Consider the following 13,845-nt stretch of genomic DNA (forward strand, 5'->3'; position numbering starts at 1 on the left):
TCCGAAACGCAGGCCCGCGTCGGCTGCGCCAGCTGGAAAGCTACGCCGCCACGGGCCTGCTCAACCGCGCGCCAAAGGGGTCACTTTTGGGCGCCGATCGGGGGGGCCGTTTGGATGCCGATTGACAAGCCGGAGAGCTTCAAGGCCCTGGATTGCGACTGCGTGCGCGCATCGGCAAAAGCCCCAAAACTGCAGAGCCCCTGCCTTCTTCCATATCTCATCTCATCCCACCGCGAGGCGCCCCATGCCCAAACCCCGGCCCCAAACCCCGCGTCGCACTTTCACCACTGCACTCGCCGACTGGCAGCGCGCCTGGACCACCCACGCCCGTCACGACCGCCGCGCCGCCAGCGCAGGCTACGCCACGGCAACCGGCCAAGCCCACCTCGCCGCCATGACTAACCTCGCCACACGCATCATGACCATCGAAGCACAAATCGCCGAGACCCCGGCAAACAGCCGCGCCGAGCTGCAGATCAAGATCGCCATCCTCTCCCTCGATGGCCAGATCAGGCCGGAGTTCCAAAAGACGGTGCTTGATGATGCCATGCACATGATCGCGGAGGCGGAGGCGGAGGCATGAGGTCCCGTGCCTCAACCCTCAATCAACAGATTGCGCAGGCCGATAATGGCGGCAGCAGTGTCAGGGGAAGATATGGCACAGGTCCCGGATCATCCCGGCAATCGACGCCAGTTCCGGCACCAGCGGTTGTTTCAGCACTGCTGCGGTCGGCCTGGTGTCATCCGCCAGCAGATGCCGCAGCGCCGCCATGCGACGGGCATCGCCATCCCGGCGCAGGAACGCCTCCGCGCCGATCTCGCGTGCGGCCCAGATTTCCGGGCGCAACAGCACATGCTGCGCCGAGATCTGATAGGGATCGATGTCGGCAAGGAAGGCCAGCGTCGCCATCTCGGCCGCAGTCAGGCGGTCCGCCTCGCGCAAGGTCGGTGGCTGGACCAGCCGTCTGGCCAGTTGCGCCTGATAGACCCGGCCCGCAGCTGCGTGAAGCCGGTTGCCATAATGCCCGGGCGCCGCCAGCACCTCCGGCATCGCGAGGGGGGCAAGCTTCTCCATCCCTTCCTCGTAAGCGCGCATATCGAGGGGACGCTGCTCGAAGGCCAGTTGCGCCAGACGGCGGCCCTTGGCCAGCGTGTTGAGCAGCCGCGCGCAAAGCGGCGCCAGTCCAGCCGCAGTTTCAGGCACGTCCGCCAGAAGCTGCTCTTTGATACGGGCCAGCATGCGATCGGCCAGCGCATCGCCGAAGAACGACCGATCCGACCCCTCAGTCGCAAAGGAGACGCGGCTGCGCCGCCCCTCACGTCCCAGCTGGTCGAGAAAGTCGCACAGCACATCATGCGACTCGACATCCCGGGCATTGCGCACCTTTGCATCGTCGCTGGCTTTTTGACGCATTGGCGTGGCGCTGATCGCCACCAGGTCCGGCGCTTGCACCGCGAGGTAAGCCATCTCCGAAGGATAGGTTTTTTCAAGACTTGGCGCGCGTTTGATCAGCAGTTTGAGCGCGGGCCTCAGGGCAAAGGTCCAAAGCCGGAGGGCTTCGAAGAGATGCGCCTCGACCACCTCAAGCTGGCGACGCCCTCGTGGCAGCGCGATCAGTGCCGGCATCGGCAACGCGATCAGCGTAAACCCCGAGGTTCGGAACTGCGCCTGCTGCCAGGCGGGCAGCAAGCGGCTCGCCTCGACATCGGCCAGGCTGAAGGCGTGGACAAGATTGAGATCCTGCGCCCGGACCCGATCAAAAACCAAGTGCGGAACCTGACGCCTTTCGCTGTCGATCAGCAGCAAAAGCGGCCAGAGATCGGCATCCTCCAGCGCGGCGCCGGGTGGCAGCGCATCCTCGCGCGCCTTGCGCCGCAACAGATATTGCGGCTGCGCCCAGGTCATGACCCCGCCAAGCAGATCGTCGAGATCGGGCATCTCACCCCTCGCGGCGCCAAAATCGCCGATTTGATTCCAATGCGACCAGCCGGTTTCGACCGAGGGCTGGGCCCCTCGCAATCCATAGGGGCCGGCATGCAACCGACAGACAAGACCCATAATGAACCACAATCCGCTTCGACAAAGCTTGATCCGCAGCACATGAAGCCCCAACCTTTCATCCATCCGGGCCTGCTGAAGCTGGTGCGGGCACTGGCGCGACACTGCGCTGAGGCCGATATCACCGCGCAACGGACGCATGGCACATTTCCGAGGAGGCACCGATAATTTCATCCGCACCACGCGCGGCGATCTATGCCCGCTACAGCTCGGACCATCAGCGCGAGGCCTCGCTGGAAGACCAGATCCGGATCTGCCGCCGCCTGATCGCCGAGAAAGGCTGGACCATCGCCGGGATCTACTCCGATGCCGCCATGTCCGGTGCATCGGCCTTACGCCCCGGCTACCAGAATCTGCAGGATGACGCGGGGCGAGCGCGGATCGATATTGTCGTCGCCGAGAGCATCGACCGCATCAGCCGCGATCAGGAGCATATCGCCGCCTTCTATAAACAGATGTCGTTTCTTGGCATCCCGCTGGTCACCGTGGCTGAGGGCGAGATTTCTGAACTGCATATCGGACTGAAGGGCACGATGTCCGCGCTCTATCTGAAGGACCTGGCGCAAAAGACCCATCGTGGCCTTGAAGGCCGCGTTCGCGGCGGCAAATCGGCAGGCGGGATCAGCTACGGCTACCGCGTGCGACGCGAACTGATATCCGACGGCACGATCAGCACCGGCGAGCGGATGATCGACCCCGAAGCCGCCGACATCGTCACCCGCATCTTCACAGAATACGCCTCGGGGCTTTCGGCGCGGACGATCGCTGCCGCGCTGAATGAAGAAGGCATCGCCTCACCCGACAGCGGCAAGGGCGCAGGCACCTGGGGGCCGTCAACGATTTCGGGGAATTGGAAGCGCGGCACCGGGGTCCTGAACAACGAACTTTATATCGGCCGCCTCGTCTGGAACCGGCAGCGCTTCGTCAAAGACCCGGCAACGCAAAAGCGGCAGGCCCGTCCGAACCGTCCCGAGGACTGGATCATCGAGGACGTGCCCGAGTTGCAGATCATCCCCCATGATCTTTGGCAGGCGGCCAAGGCGCGCCAGGGTGCGATCCGTGCCGAGATGAACCCGGCCGGCGTGCAAAGCGCCCGACCCCGGCCCGAACGCGCCCGCCGCCCGGACTATTTTTTCTCGGGCCTGATCAAATGCGCCTGCTGCGGCGCAAGCTACACGCTGATCAACAGGACCCGATACGGTTGCGCAGCAGCGCGCAACAAAGGCGAAGCCATCTGCAGCAACCGTGCGATCATCCGGCGCGAAGAGGTCGAGAACCGGGTGCTGGACGGGTTGCGCGACAAGCTGCTGCACCCCGAGTTGATCGCCGCCTTCGTCGAGGAATATCGCAAGGCGTTCAATGCCGCTGCCGGGGACCGCAGCAATGCGCTGGATCATGCCCGGCGCGAGCTCAAGCAGGTGGAGAAGAAGATCGCGGGCATTCTGTCTGCGATCGAGGACGGCCTGTATCACCCGTCGATGAAGGCAAAGATGGCCGATTCGGAAAGCCGCAAAGCGCAATTAACGGCCTTTATCGAAGACACCCCCGAGCCTCCGGCGCTGCGGCTGCACCCGCGACTGTCAGACCTCTATCGCGAGAAGATCGCCAATCTGTCGCAGGCCCTGCAGGAGCCGGGTCTGCGGCTGGAGGCGACGCAGATCCTGCACAGCCTGATTAACGAGATCCGCATGGTGCCTGCTGCGGGCGCGCCCGGTGGCCATGAGATTGAACTCATTGGGGAGTTGGCGGGGATTTTGGCATTGTCGGAAGCGGACATGACAAAGCCCCCGCTGATGGCGAGGGTTGGGTTCAACAAGTCGGGAACGATGGTTGCGGGGACAGGATTTGAACCTGTGACCTTCAGGTTATGAGCCGCCCGAAGGGATTTTTCGAACCCCGCTATTTTCAATGTGTTATGAAGCAACCCTTTGAAATAACGAATGCTATGGTCAACTCGAGGCGGCTTTCGCCGCGTTTCGGCGGACTCCACGCCACTCAAGACCGAGTTCGTCGGTTGACCAGACGTTGACAAGACTTGGTATGAATTTCCTTTCGGATAATCCAAGCCGCCGTCCATCCGGTCTGCGGCTCACGGACCGGTTTTGCCATAAGGACCAAAAAGAACTCAAAATCATAACGAGGCAAGATCATCCTTCGTTCCAACCCACAGCTTTTCGCTCATCCGATCGACGGCAAATTGCATCGGAACTGTGTATGGGAAGATCAAGCCAGCCGAAATGACCGGTTCACGTAAGCCAGTGAATTTTGCGAAGGCACTGCTGTTGCTTTTGGCGATCGCCAAGCGGTTAAGATGCTTTCCAAGGCGATCAGGTTTACCCCTGTCGTTTGTTAAGCCTCGGAAATTTGAAAGCTGCTTTGCCACCTCGCTAGGGGTCTTCGCAAACAAGAGATGTTTGCATTCCAGTAGACAAATTCGCCCATCTCCACGCCACACCAAGACGTCGATGTCGCCAGGGTTCTCATCAGGATCTTTACCAAAAATCTCCCCAAACTTGACCTCCGTCCTCGCGGACCACCCAAGTCTTTTCATTTCGGCAGCCACCTCTTCTTGGAACTCGCGGCCACGCGCGTTCGAGACCTTCCCCGCCCAGCGGCGCATCTTGCTGGAACGAAGACGAGATGCCTCGTAGCTACCTTCGAACATATTCATGACGGTTGACGAGAGGCCGTCACGAGCCATTCCCGGAACCATCAAGACGTCGGGATCATCTCCATTTCCGAGGTTGATCAGGGGACAGCGCGCTATTGAAAGTCGGCGGCGGAAGCGCCAAGGCTGTCGGTCGATGTCGTCGTATCCAGATGGAACCTGCTTCCAAGCGCTGCGTGGGACACTCTCGAGCAGCCCCACGACGATCGTTGCCCCTGCAACCTCCGCCTCGAGCGAACTGACCAACTTGGAGCGAGAAAGAACCAACCATGCGTGCCCATCCTTCACGCAGAGGTTTTCCATCGCGTCCATGGTCAATCGATAGGTCTGTAGACTAGCCCCGAACTCTTCCTCCCACGCCGCATCGAAATCCGAATCTTGGTCACCATCCGGAGGTTCGATAACGGGAGTAGGCATTGTCACGTACTTTGCGTAACCCGTTCGTTCTCTATCAACCTGCCGGTCAGCGAAATCCTTCCCAACCAGATCCATAACGCCTTCGAAAAATTCGTGATTAATCTGCACCTCGCCACCGGGCGAAATCCTGATCTCTGGTTTCATCGCCTCATAGTGTATAGCATCTGAACATCCACCGAGATGGACGATCATCAAGGCCCAGGCGGAAAGTCGGGAGAGATCAATGTCAGCAACTTCCAAGCCACCCGTCTCTGGACAATGATGGAGACCGACCTCCATCAAAATTCGTGCAGCCAAGGAAACGCCATTCAGCTTGAACAGATGATCTGCAGTTTCTGAACGAATTGCCGCTTCATCATCCGACAGGGCGATCATTGCGGCTGATGTCCGCTTCCAGCGTCGGGCAGAGATTTCCGCCGCCTCATGGTTCCTGACCGCTGCCAAGATCAGACTTCGCCTGTCGTACCTCGCGAGATCGCGGCAAAGGCACTCCTCTGCGAACGTCGTGATGGCGTTCAGCACTGTGGTGCATGCACTCACCCCCTTGACGGTCCCTCCTGGTCTTTCCACACCACTCCATCCAAGGCCGATCCGGATGGCGCCGTCTTGGATCGCACTTATATGGACGACATGTCCATCAAACGAGCCCCTTACATGGTCCCTGAAATCTTGTGGCGCGAAAGCATGAAGTTGCCGTGCATGGCTATTTGAAACAACCCGGCTTATCAGTTCCGTCGCCAGCGCTTCGTCTTGGCCGACTAGTCTCAGGCCCCCCCGCACGAATGCGTCAACGAGCGTTGCTTCAGCTCTGTTGTCCGGATTCGAAAGGCCACGCCAAAAATCCGGGGCAACGGAAATCGTTATCAAGTTGGACGCTGGATCACATTCAAGATCGATCGCACGCCTGATCTCCGAAAGTTCCGCCGGCACGAGTTCGTTGGCCAAGGTTGGCGGCTGCGAGTCGATCAGAAGGTCCCATAAAACCATGTCAGGAAGGTCTGGCAAAGCTTCGTCTAGAACTGGCCCAATCCGTTCGATCCAAGTCCGGATAGCCTCAAATGAGCTGTAACTGGGCCGCCCACCGCTTGCAGATCGCGGCCGGGACTGCACCCACCATGAGCGTCGGCCTTTCAGCCAGACCGCCCTAAGACGACCACGAGACGCATCGTCAACGGACATGTAGATTCGAGAGATGCCTCCCGGCGATCTCGTGCCGCTCCCGTCCTTTCGCATCTCGAGATGATCGCCATCTGGGGTATGGACGGAGCGTCGATCAAAGCGCTGATGGTATTCGACACGGGCGGCAAGTTGCCCGTTTATGGACGCCATGATCATTCCGCCAGGCATGCCATCAGGAAGTGCCTCATGTTGGATCAGATGTCCGCGATTGCCGAGCGCGTTGCCAACCTGAGCAAGGAGGCCATTTACATGCCAAACCTCAAATCCCTTGGAGTCGAGTTCACGTTCGGCGATTGCAAGGTTAACGAGGTCGGCCATCGAGAAATCCGAACGCCAGCCAAGAACTTCGGCATCGTAAGCACTTGCGCCCTTCACAAGCCACTTCTCGCCGTGATCGCGCAACGCGATCAACTGACCCCGGCCAAATCCACACATTACCACGAAGGTAAGGCCCGACTTGAAACCCGCAGTAGCTTGGCATCGCTCCCGGGCAGCACTTATTGCATGATCAAGCAACCCTTGAGCCCGCTCGCTGTTGCTGGCCGAACCCAGTAGGGCATCCTTTTCGAAAGCTGCGAGATCATCGACTACTAGGATCAACTGCACCCAGTATCCGGGCTCAAATTCGACAGGCGCGGAGCTGACGACTGGCGCCAAGCTTAGCTCCAGAGGCTCAATCCCAATGGCGCGAAGCATCGGGGTGTCGAGCAGCTCGCTCACAATCGTAGTCAAGTGCTGCATCCGAAGAATTTGCTCGGCACTAGACCCAAGCGATTTGCACTCTTCTATTACAGCCATCCGGATGGCAGGGCCGATCGCAGTAGGAAGTGCCACAATGAAATCGTCGTCGAATCTGAGGATTGGTTTCCGGAAAAGCGCGCTGTCACCGGCATACTTTGAAAGTACATCCCTGTCTTTTTGCCCTAAGAGGAATGGGTCGAGATCTTCGACTGCGACACCCAAGCAAGTCAGATCCTGTAGGGAAAACGTTACCCATCCCGACAGAACACGTACTTTGCGGAGAACCGAAGAGCTCACGGCACCACGAAGAGGGTGCTCCGCCCCGACCTCGAACAGGGGCACTCCGGCGCGATCGCACATCGCTTCTGACAACTTCAAGCAGGCACGTGCCCCGTCTTTCAGTTTCTTAAAGCGATCGGGCATCTTTTCGACAACCTTCAAGATGACTTGGAGGTGGAAGCAGCCACCCTCGCTCAATCCCTCCAAAACCCGATAGTTCCTGCCCTCGTACATCACGCGGCCCGCGAAGACGTCCTCGGCCGGATCCTCATTGTGGCCAACGATTTTGCCAGCATCTGTCAACCAACTAGCCAGGTCGCGCTGTCGAAATGCTTTTTTGCCACGGCACGCAGCGACCACCGCGTGAGCAAGCATTTCGATCCTGAAAGTCGATGCCTGCAGAGCCGGTAGTAACTGTAGACCTCCGACCGCAGCCACTGCGCTGCGCATCGAAAAAGGTCCAAGACTACGAGCAAATTTGGATACTTGATCCATGCTGGTGGCCTGGAAAGCTTGTTGATTGGCAACGATATCAAATGAAGGCTGAGACATGTTTCCGACCGCAATTTTCTTGGCGATGCTATCGTCCGAACGGGCGCACTCCAACCGTTGATTTCGTTGATCCATTGGCCTTGGCGCACACCGCAGACAGGGGGTTGGTCGAACATCAGGCAGCAGATGGCTTCAGTCTGTGATGGCTGGTTGGTCCTGCTTCGATACTGCCAGGCAATGCCCTAAACCATAGCATTTTTGGTCCGGAACATCCCTACCCGCCCCAGTTCCACCTTCCGCCTGTATTCCGGTCCCTGCACCGTGGTCCGACTTGATTGTGGCGCGGGTCTACGCCTGTGTCGTCGGGCAAGGAGGCGGGATGGATGGTCAAGCGACTGAAACTGAATGAGAAAACCCTGCGCGAGGCAGAACCCAAGCCCGGCGTCAGCTATCAGATCTTCGACACGGAGGTGATCGGCTTCGCCGCCCGCGTGCAGGCCTCGGGTGCGCGAACCTTCACCATCGACTACCGACACGCAGGTCGGCAGCGGCGGATGACCATCGGGCGCTGGCCGGAATGGAGTGTGACGGCCGCGCGCGAACGCGCGAAGGAACTGCGGCGCGCCATCGACGAGGGGCAGGATCCTCTGGCGATGCGCGACGAGTGGCGCGGGGCCCCGCGGATCACGGACATGATCGACCGCTACATCGCGGAGCATCTGCCGAAACTCGCCAAGACCAATGCAGGCGACCAGGTGTCGATGCTGAAGAAGATGGTCGAACCGGCCTGGGGCAACCGGCTGGTGACGGAGATCACCAAGTCCGACGTCGCGAAGTTCCTCGATTTCGTGGCCGAGGGACGGCCTCGGCCCTGCAAGGCGAAGCCCAACAATCGGGCACGCAAGCTGCAGGGCCACAAGCCCACCCCGATCCGCGCCAACCGCATGGGCGAGGTGCTGCGCAAGATGTTCACTCTGGCGATGGAATGGGAATGGCGGACGGACAACCCCGCGCAGGGGTTCCATCGGCGCATCGAACACGCGCGCGAGCGGTTCCTGTCACCCGAAGAGCTGACACGGCTGGCGGCCGTGCTGGATGCAGCCGAGGATCAGCGCGCCGCGGCGATCATCCGCATGTGCATGTTGACCGGCGCCCGAGTGGGCGAGGTGCGCACCGCACGGTTCGAACAGTTCAACCTCGACTATGCCATCTGGTCGAAGCCCGCCTCGACCACCAAGCAGCGCAAGATCCACCGCGTCCCGATTTCGCAGGACGTCGCGGCCATCGTGCGATTGCGTCAGCAGGCGGTGCCGAGCGGGAACCCGTGGCTGTTCCCCGGCGACACGGTCGGCCAGCCCGTGCGGGAAATCCGCCGCTTCTGGGCCAAGGTGCAGAAGGACGCCGGGCTTGCCGACGTCCGCATCCACGACCTGCGCCACACCTTCGCCTCGCTCTTGGTCAGTGGCGGCGCATCGCTGGAAATGATCGGCAAGCTCTTGGGCCACAGCCAGATGCAGACCACCCAGCGCTACGCGCACCTGATGGACTCCCCCCTGCGCGCGGGCGTCGATACGGTGGCCAGCCTCCTGCGCCCGCGGCCGCGCCTTGTGCATGACGCGGCGCAGGATGGGACCGACCTGCCGAAATCGGCCTGACGCTCACGCGGCATCCTCGCCGCGTAACCTGCGCCAGAGCGAGGACAGCCGCTTGCGGATGGTGCTTTCATCCGGCACCTCGCCCGATTTCGAGTTCTGCACGAACCAGTCCTGCACCAGCGTGACCAGCGCGGTCTGGGTGTCGGGGACGCCCTTTTCGAACAGGAACCACGTCAGCCACGCGTACATTGCGTCCCAATCATAACGCGGGCTGGCCCCGATGCTAGAGGCCGGGCGTCGCAGCAGATCGCGCTCCTCCTCGAAGGCCTGCAGCGTTCCGGAATCCAGCAGCAGGTCGGAAGACCGGACCAGCACCCCGTCAGCCGGATCGGTGATCTTGAGCCAGGTCTTGCTGCCGAGCGGCATGACCCGCTTGAGCCTGGCCTGATCGTCGCTCGGGCCCATTCGCCGGAACATCCCCATCAGTTCCGCCATCGGCACCTGAACCATCCCGGCCACCGTCTCCTCACCGCAGAGGACGGGAGGAATACCCGCCACCACATGCAGATGCCCTGCCGCCGCCCAGCCCGCCACATCGGCCGGAGGGCAACCCCAGCGCACGGCGATTTCGTAGATCGAGAAGAATGCGACGGGGGGCAGAGGCATCGGGATACTCCTTTCAGACATGCGGCATCCTTCGGCCAGGGCCGTCGGCATGCAGGTTACAAGTGACCCGCCGTGCCGAGCACGAGGGCGTACCGGGGTTCAGAGCATGTCGTCGAGGAAAACCGCCTGTAAGCCAGAGGCACACCGTGACCCGGCGTGCGCATCCGACTGCGTTCGTCTTTTCGATTCTTATGGACTGCTCAACAGCGAATCTACTCAGCCGATGGGCGAGTCTGCAACAGGTATCCCGTGCGCTTCGACCATCGTCGGCGGGTTTCTGTGGATATCGTCGAACGCCCGCGGAACGCGACCGGAACGACCCATTCCGGCAATTCCGCAGCCGGTAGAACCGTTGAATCCGTCCGTATGTCGGTCAGTCGCAGCGCCTTGAAGAGGGCGGTGACGCTGGCGCATGGATCGCTGCCCGGAACCGGCTCGGATGATGGTCGCGGAGGCATCTTCCTGCGGTGATCCTCGCTAGCCACGGTCGCGGCAAACCCAATGAAAAAAGGGCCGGAATAGGGTGTCGGCCCTCAATTCCACCTTCCGCCTGTCTTCCGGTCCTCGCGCTCTGCTTCGCTGATCCGGCCCCCGCCAGAGGGGTGCCAAGCGAACGGAGCAGCCGATGAAGGACATCCAGACCGATCTTGAAGAGGACATCCCCGACCTGCTGGCCGACTGGATCAGCCGAGAGCAGCTCGCCCGCGCGCTGGGCCTGACGGCCGACACTCTGTCCCGGTGGGAAGCCCGCCGCCAGGGGCCGCCCTGCACACGCATAGGCAGAAAGACCTTCTACCGCCGCGCCGCCATTCAGGAGTGGATCCGGTCGCAGGAACAGGCCCATCCGGTGCGCAAGACGCGGGGGCGGCCATGACCTTCCAGCACCGTAGTTCCGCCTGGCCCGGTGACCGCGTGGCCGAGGCCCGCGCCGTTATCGCCGATGTCGCGCATCACAGCGATCTCCTGATCCGGCTCGCATGCAATGTGCTTGCCCAGCATGGCGAGACCCAGGGCGAGCGCGCTGATGCCCAGCGCCTGCTGCTTGTCGTTGATGCGCGGCGCCCGGTCAGCCGCGCCCAGCGCGAGGATCAGGGGAGGGCCGCGCGATGATGCGCCGCGGCACCCCCGAGGCCGATCTGCAGCGCGCGGTCGTGCAGGCGCTGCGCATCGCCCTGCCCCGCACCGCCATCATCCATCACTGCGCCAACGAGGTGACCGAGGCCGGGCCCCGCGGGGCCAGGCGCCAGGCCATCCTCGTCGGCATGGGCGTGCATGCCGGGTTCGCCGATCTGATGGTGATCTGCGACGGCCGCGTCCTGTTCCTCGAGTTGAAGGCGCCGAAGGGGCGGCTGCAACCGGAACAGGAGGCATTCCGCGATGCCGTTCTGGCGCAGAGGTTCGGCTGGGCGTTGGTGCGCAGCCTCGACGATGCGCTGGGCGCGCTGGCGGACCATGGCTTCACCACGCGCATCGCCCCGGCCCCGCGGAGGCCCGCGCCATGAGCCACGAGGCCACCAACTGGGCCATCAAGCAGCGCGGGTTGAAGCCCACGACCAAGATCGTGCTCTGGCATCTCTGCGACCGGTTCAACCCGGACTACGGCTGCTTCCCCTCCCAGGACCGGCTGGCGCATGACTGCGAGATCAGCCGGTCCACACTGAACGATCACCTTGGCCAGCTCGAGACCGTGGGCCTGCTGCGGCGGGTGCCGCGGCTCGATCCCGTGACCAAACGACAGCTGCCCACCCGCTATATCCTGGGGTTCGAGCCGGGCTTCACACCTGTGGCTGTGGTGCCGCGTCCGGAAATCGGACACGGGGACGACGGCGCCGTGGAAAGCCTCGACGATGCCGATGGTTGTGATGTCGACGGCATGGCCGACGTCCTGCCGTGTCCGGATTTCGGACACGGGGATGACGCCGGAGCCGTGTCCGATTTCCCGGCCGAGCCGTGTCCGGAAAATCCCGAAAGCCGTGTCCGGAATTCGGACACTAACCTTGTAAGGGAACCTCTAAGTAAACCAGTAAAGGAGGAGGAGGGCGCGCAGGCGCGCGCGGCGATTTCCGAGGAAGTTTTCGGGGACCTGCTCGATGCGCTGGGCCTCGACCCCGCGGCCCTGCCCGGCTGGTGGCAAGGCTGGCCGCCCCGGCAGCACGTTCAGCGCTGGCGCGACGAACTGGGGCTGACCGAGGCAGAGATCATCGCCGCGGCCGAGGCCAGCCGCGAGGAGCATCCCGAACCGCCCGATGGGCCTAAGGCGCTGGACCGCGCCATGCAGCGCGCCGCCCAGCGCAAGGTCGAGGATGCCGGGCGGAAACGGCGCAAGCCCAAGGCGGCCCCTGCCCCGGGTGCGAAGCCGATCACCGACCTGCCCGCCTTCTACGCCGATCTGGTCAATTCCGACCGTTACCTGCCGGTCAGCGCGATCAGCAACGCGATGCGCGACGCCATGCTGGCCAGGGGGTTGGTGACAGCCGAACGCCTGCGCGAGCGAGGTGTTCGATGACACTGCAACGGCCAATCGGCCGTGCGGGCGGTCGAGCCATTCAACGTGCGCTGGGCGTGCAGGCGGCGCTGGAATGGGCGTTCCGGGTGGAACAGGCGCAGCTCGAGCTGCCCCTGCCCCCGGACGTCACCGAGGAAGGCTTAGGCTTCGGCCTGGAATACGTCCTCCTCCAGCGCGCCGTGCTGGGCTGCAAGATCGACGGTGGTCAGCACAAGATCGGCGGCTACACCCACGAGGACGCCGAGGTGATCGCCGCCACCGTCGCCGGGATCCCCGACAGCCACGGCGGAAAGCGCATGGCGATCCGCGTCGCCGAACTGGCCCGCGCCGGGTTGACACCGGACTGGATGCCCGGCGCCGTTCCACGCTGCGTGCCGACCATCATCAAGCAGAACCAGCACGGCACGCATGCTGGCACCATCGTCGTGGGCATAGAACGCATCCGCGTGCGTGGCGTGGGATCGCGCGCCACATGGAAAAACATCGACATCCTGGCATGCCCGGTCACCTTCTCCCCCCACCCGCAGCAGATCGAGGCCGCCCGGCGTGGCTATGACGACTGGTGGCAGGCGCTGAGCTGGGTTCGGGACGGGCTGATTGCGGGCGGGATGTTGCGAGAGGTTGAGGTGACAGGGGCGATGCCGAAGGCGCGGCCGTGGGAGGGGAGCCGGTGACATGTCAGACGGACCGTCATATCGCAGCTCCGGACTGTCCGACCCACGCTCGGACCTTTCATGTCCGTTCAGACCCTACTGGGCCGCTTCTCCGGTGTTTGGGCGCCTCAATATCCGCCTCTCCGACTTCAAGCTCTCGACCATCACCTTGAAGCCATCCCGAAACGACGTCCCGGACGGCTGCAACAGCAGCCTCGGTTCGCAAGGCGCATTCCCAGATTGTCGCAACCCTCCAACCGGCCAGCAACAGCGCCGATCTAACGGCACTGTCCCGCGCCACATTCGCACTGAATTTCGAAGCCCAGAATTCCGGGCGTGTTGCCGGAGTACTTGCGTAACGGCAGCCCGGGTGCCGGTGCCAGAAGCACCCGTGCACGAAAATGACGGCCTTGAATTTCGGCAGCACAAGATCAGGCTTGCCGGGTATTCCCTTGGCATGCAGGCGGTAGCGCAAGCCCAGCGCGTGCAAGGACCGCCGGAGGGCCAGTTCCGGCTTCGTATCCTTTCCGCGGATCCCGGCCATCATCCGGGAACGGGTCTGGCTGTCGACGATGTCGGTCATTTGCCTC

The 13,845-nt window shown here is 62.4% G+C and carries 12 protein-coding genes; 8 read left to right on the plus strand and 4 right to left on the minus strand.

Annotation, left to right across the window (positions count from 1 at the left end):
• The first annotated feature begins 244 nt into the window (after positions 1-244).
• Positions 245-583, plus strand: a complete 339-nt coding sequence (locus GL279_RS15290; protein ID WP_155065505.1) for a hypothetical protein — start codon at positions 245-247, stop codon at positions 581-583.
• Positions 584-643: 60 nt separating this feature from the next.
• On the opposite strand, the gene GL279_RS15295 is transcribed toward GL279_RS15290, so the two are convergent.
• Positions 644-2,200, minus strand: a complete 1,557-nt coding sequence (locus tag GL279_RS15295; protein ID WP_155065506.1) for a hypothetical protein — start codon at positions 2,198-2,200, stop codon at positions 644-646.
• Between the two features lie 50 nt (positions 2,201-2,250).
• Here GL279_RS15295 and GL279_RS19680 point away from each other — a divergent pair, with 50 nt between their 5' ends.
• Positions 2,251-3,930: a recombinase family protein gene (locus tag GL279_RS19680; RefSeq protein WP_343039828.1), complete on the plus strand. Its 1,680-nt coding sequence runs from the start codon at positions 2,251-2,253 to the stop codon at positions 3,928-3,930.
• A 260-nt stretch (positions 3,931-4,190) separates the two neighbouring features.
• Here GL279_RS19680 and GL279_RS15305 read toward each other — a convergent pair whose 3' ends face one another.
• Complete coding sequence (locus GL279_RS15305; protein ID WP_155065507.1) at positions 4,191-7,970, minus strand: hypothetical protein; 3,780 nt, start codon at positions 7,968-7,970, stop codon at positions 4,191-4,193.
• Positions 7,971-8,218: 248 nt separating this feature from the next.
• Here GL279_RS15305 and GL279_RS15310 point away from each other — a divergent pair, with 248 nt between their 5' ends.
• Positions 8,219-9,490 (plus strand): tyrosine-type recombinase/integrase, encoded by a 1,272-nt coding sequence (locus tag GL279_RS15310; protein WP_155065508.1) that lies wholly within the window; start codon positions 8,219-8,221, stop codon positions 9,488-9,490.
• 3 nt (positions 9,491-9,493) lie between these two features.
• Here the strand turns inward: GL279_RS15310 and GL279_RS15315 are convergent, their stop codons facing one another.
• Positions 9,494-10,096: a hypothetical protein gene (locus GL279_RS15315; protein WP_155065509.1), complete on the minus strand. Its 603-nt coding sequence runs from the start codon at positions 10,094-10,096 to the stop codon at positions 9,494-9,496.
• A 625-nt stretch (positions 10,097-10,721) separates the two neighbouring features.
• On the opposite strand from GL279_RS15315, the gene GL279_RS15320 reads away from it, so the two are divergent.
• The 5 genes from GL279_RS15320 to GL279_RS15340 are packed head-to-tail and all read left to right on the plus strand — an operon-like array spanning position 10,722 to position 13,276.
• Entirely contained in the window at positions 10,722-10,970 is a 249-nt protein-coding gene (locus GL279_RS15320; RefSeq protein WP_155065510.1) for a helix-turn-helix transcriptional regulator, read from the plus strand.
• A complete protein-coding gene (locus GL279_RS15325; protein WP_155065511.1) occupies positions 10,967-11,206 on the plus strand; it encodes a hypothetical protein in 240 nt (79 codons plus the stop codon). The genes GL279_RS15320 and GL279_RS15325 overlap by 4 nt, the downstream gene beginning before the upstream one ends.
• Positions 11,203-11,598, plus strand: a complete 396-nt coding sequence (locus tag GL279_RS15330) for a VRR-NUC domain-containing protein (protein WP_155065512.1) — start codon at positions 11,203-11,205, stop codon at positions 11,596-11,598. Before GL279_RS15325 ends, GL279_RS15330 begins: the two co-directional genes overlap by 4 nt.
• A complete protein-coding gene (locus tag GL279_RS15335; RefSeq protein WP_155065513.1) occupies positions 11,595-12,602 on the plus strand; it encodes a helix-turn-helix domain-containing protein in 1,008 nt (335 codons plus the stop codon). Before GL279_RS15330 ends, GL279_RS15335 begins: the two co-directional genes overlap by 4 nt.
• A complete protein-coding gene (locus tag GL279_RS15340; protein ID WP_155065514.1) occupies positions 12,599-13,276 on the plus strand; it encodes a hypothetical protein in 678 nt (225 codons plus the stop codon). The genes GL279_RS15335 and GL279_RS15340 overlap by 4 nt, the downstream gene beginning before the upstream one ends.
• Before the next feature lie 58 nt (positions 13,277-13,334).
• Here the strand turns inward: GL279_RS15340 and GL279_RS15345 are convergent, their stop codons facing one another.
• Positions 13,335-13,838, minus strand: a complete 504-nt coding sequence (locus GL279_RS15345; protein WP_155065515.1) for a very short patch repair endonuclease — start codon at positions 13,836-13,838, stop codon at positions 13,335-13,337.
• Positions 13,839-13,845: the final 7 nt, after the last annotated feature.

The organism is Paracoccus limosus (genome assembly GCF_009711185.1).
GTDB lineage: Bacteria > Pseudomonadota > Alphaproteobacteria > Rhodobacterales > Rhodobacteraceae > Paracoccus > Paracoccus limosus.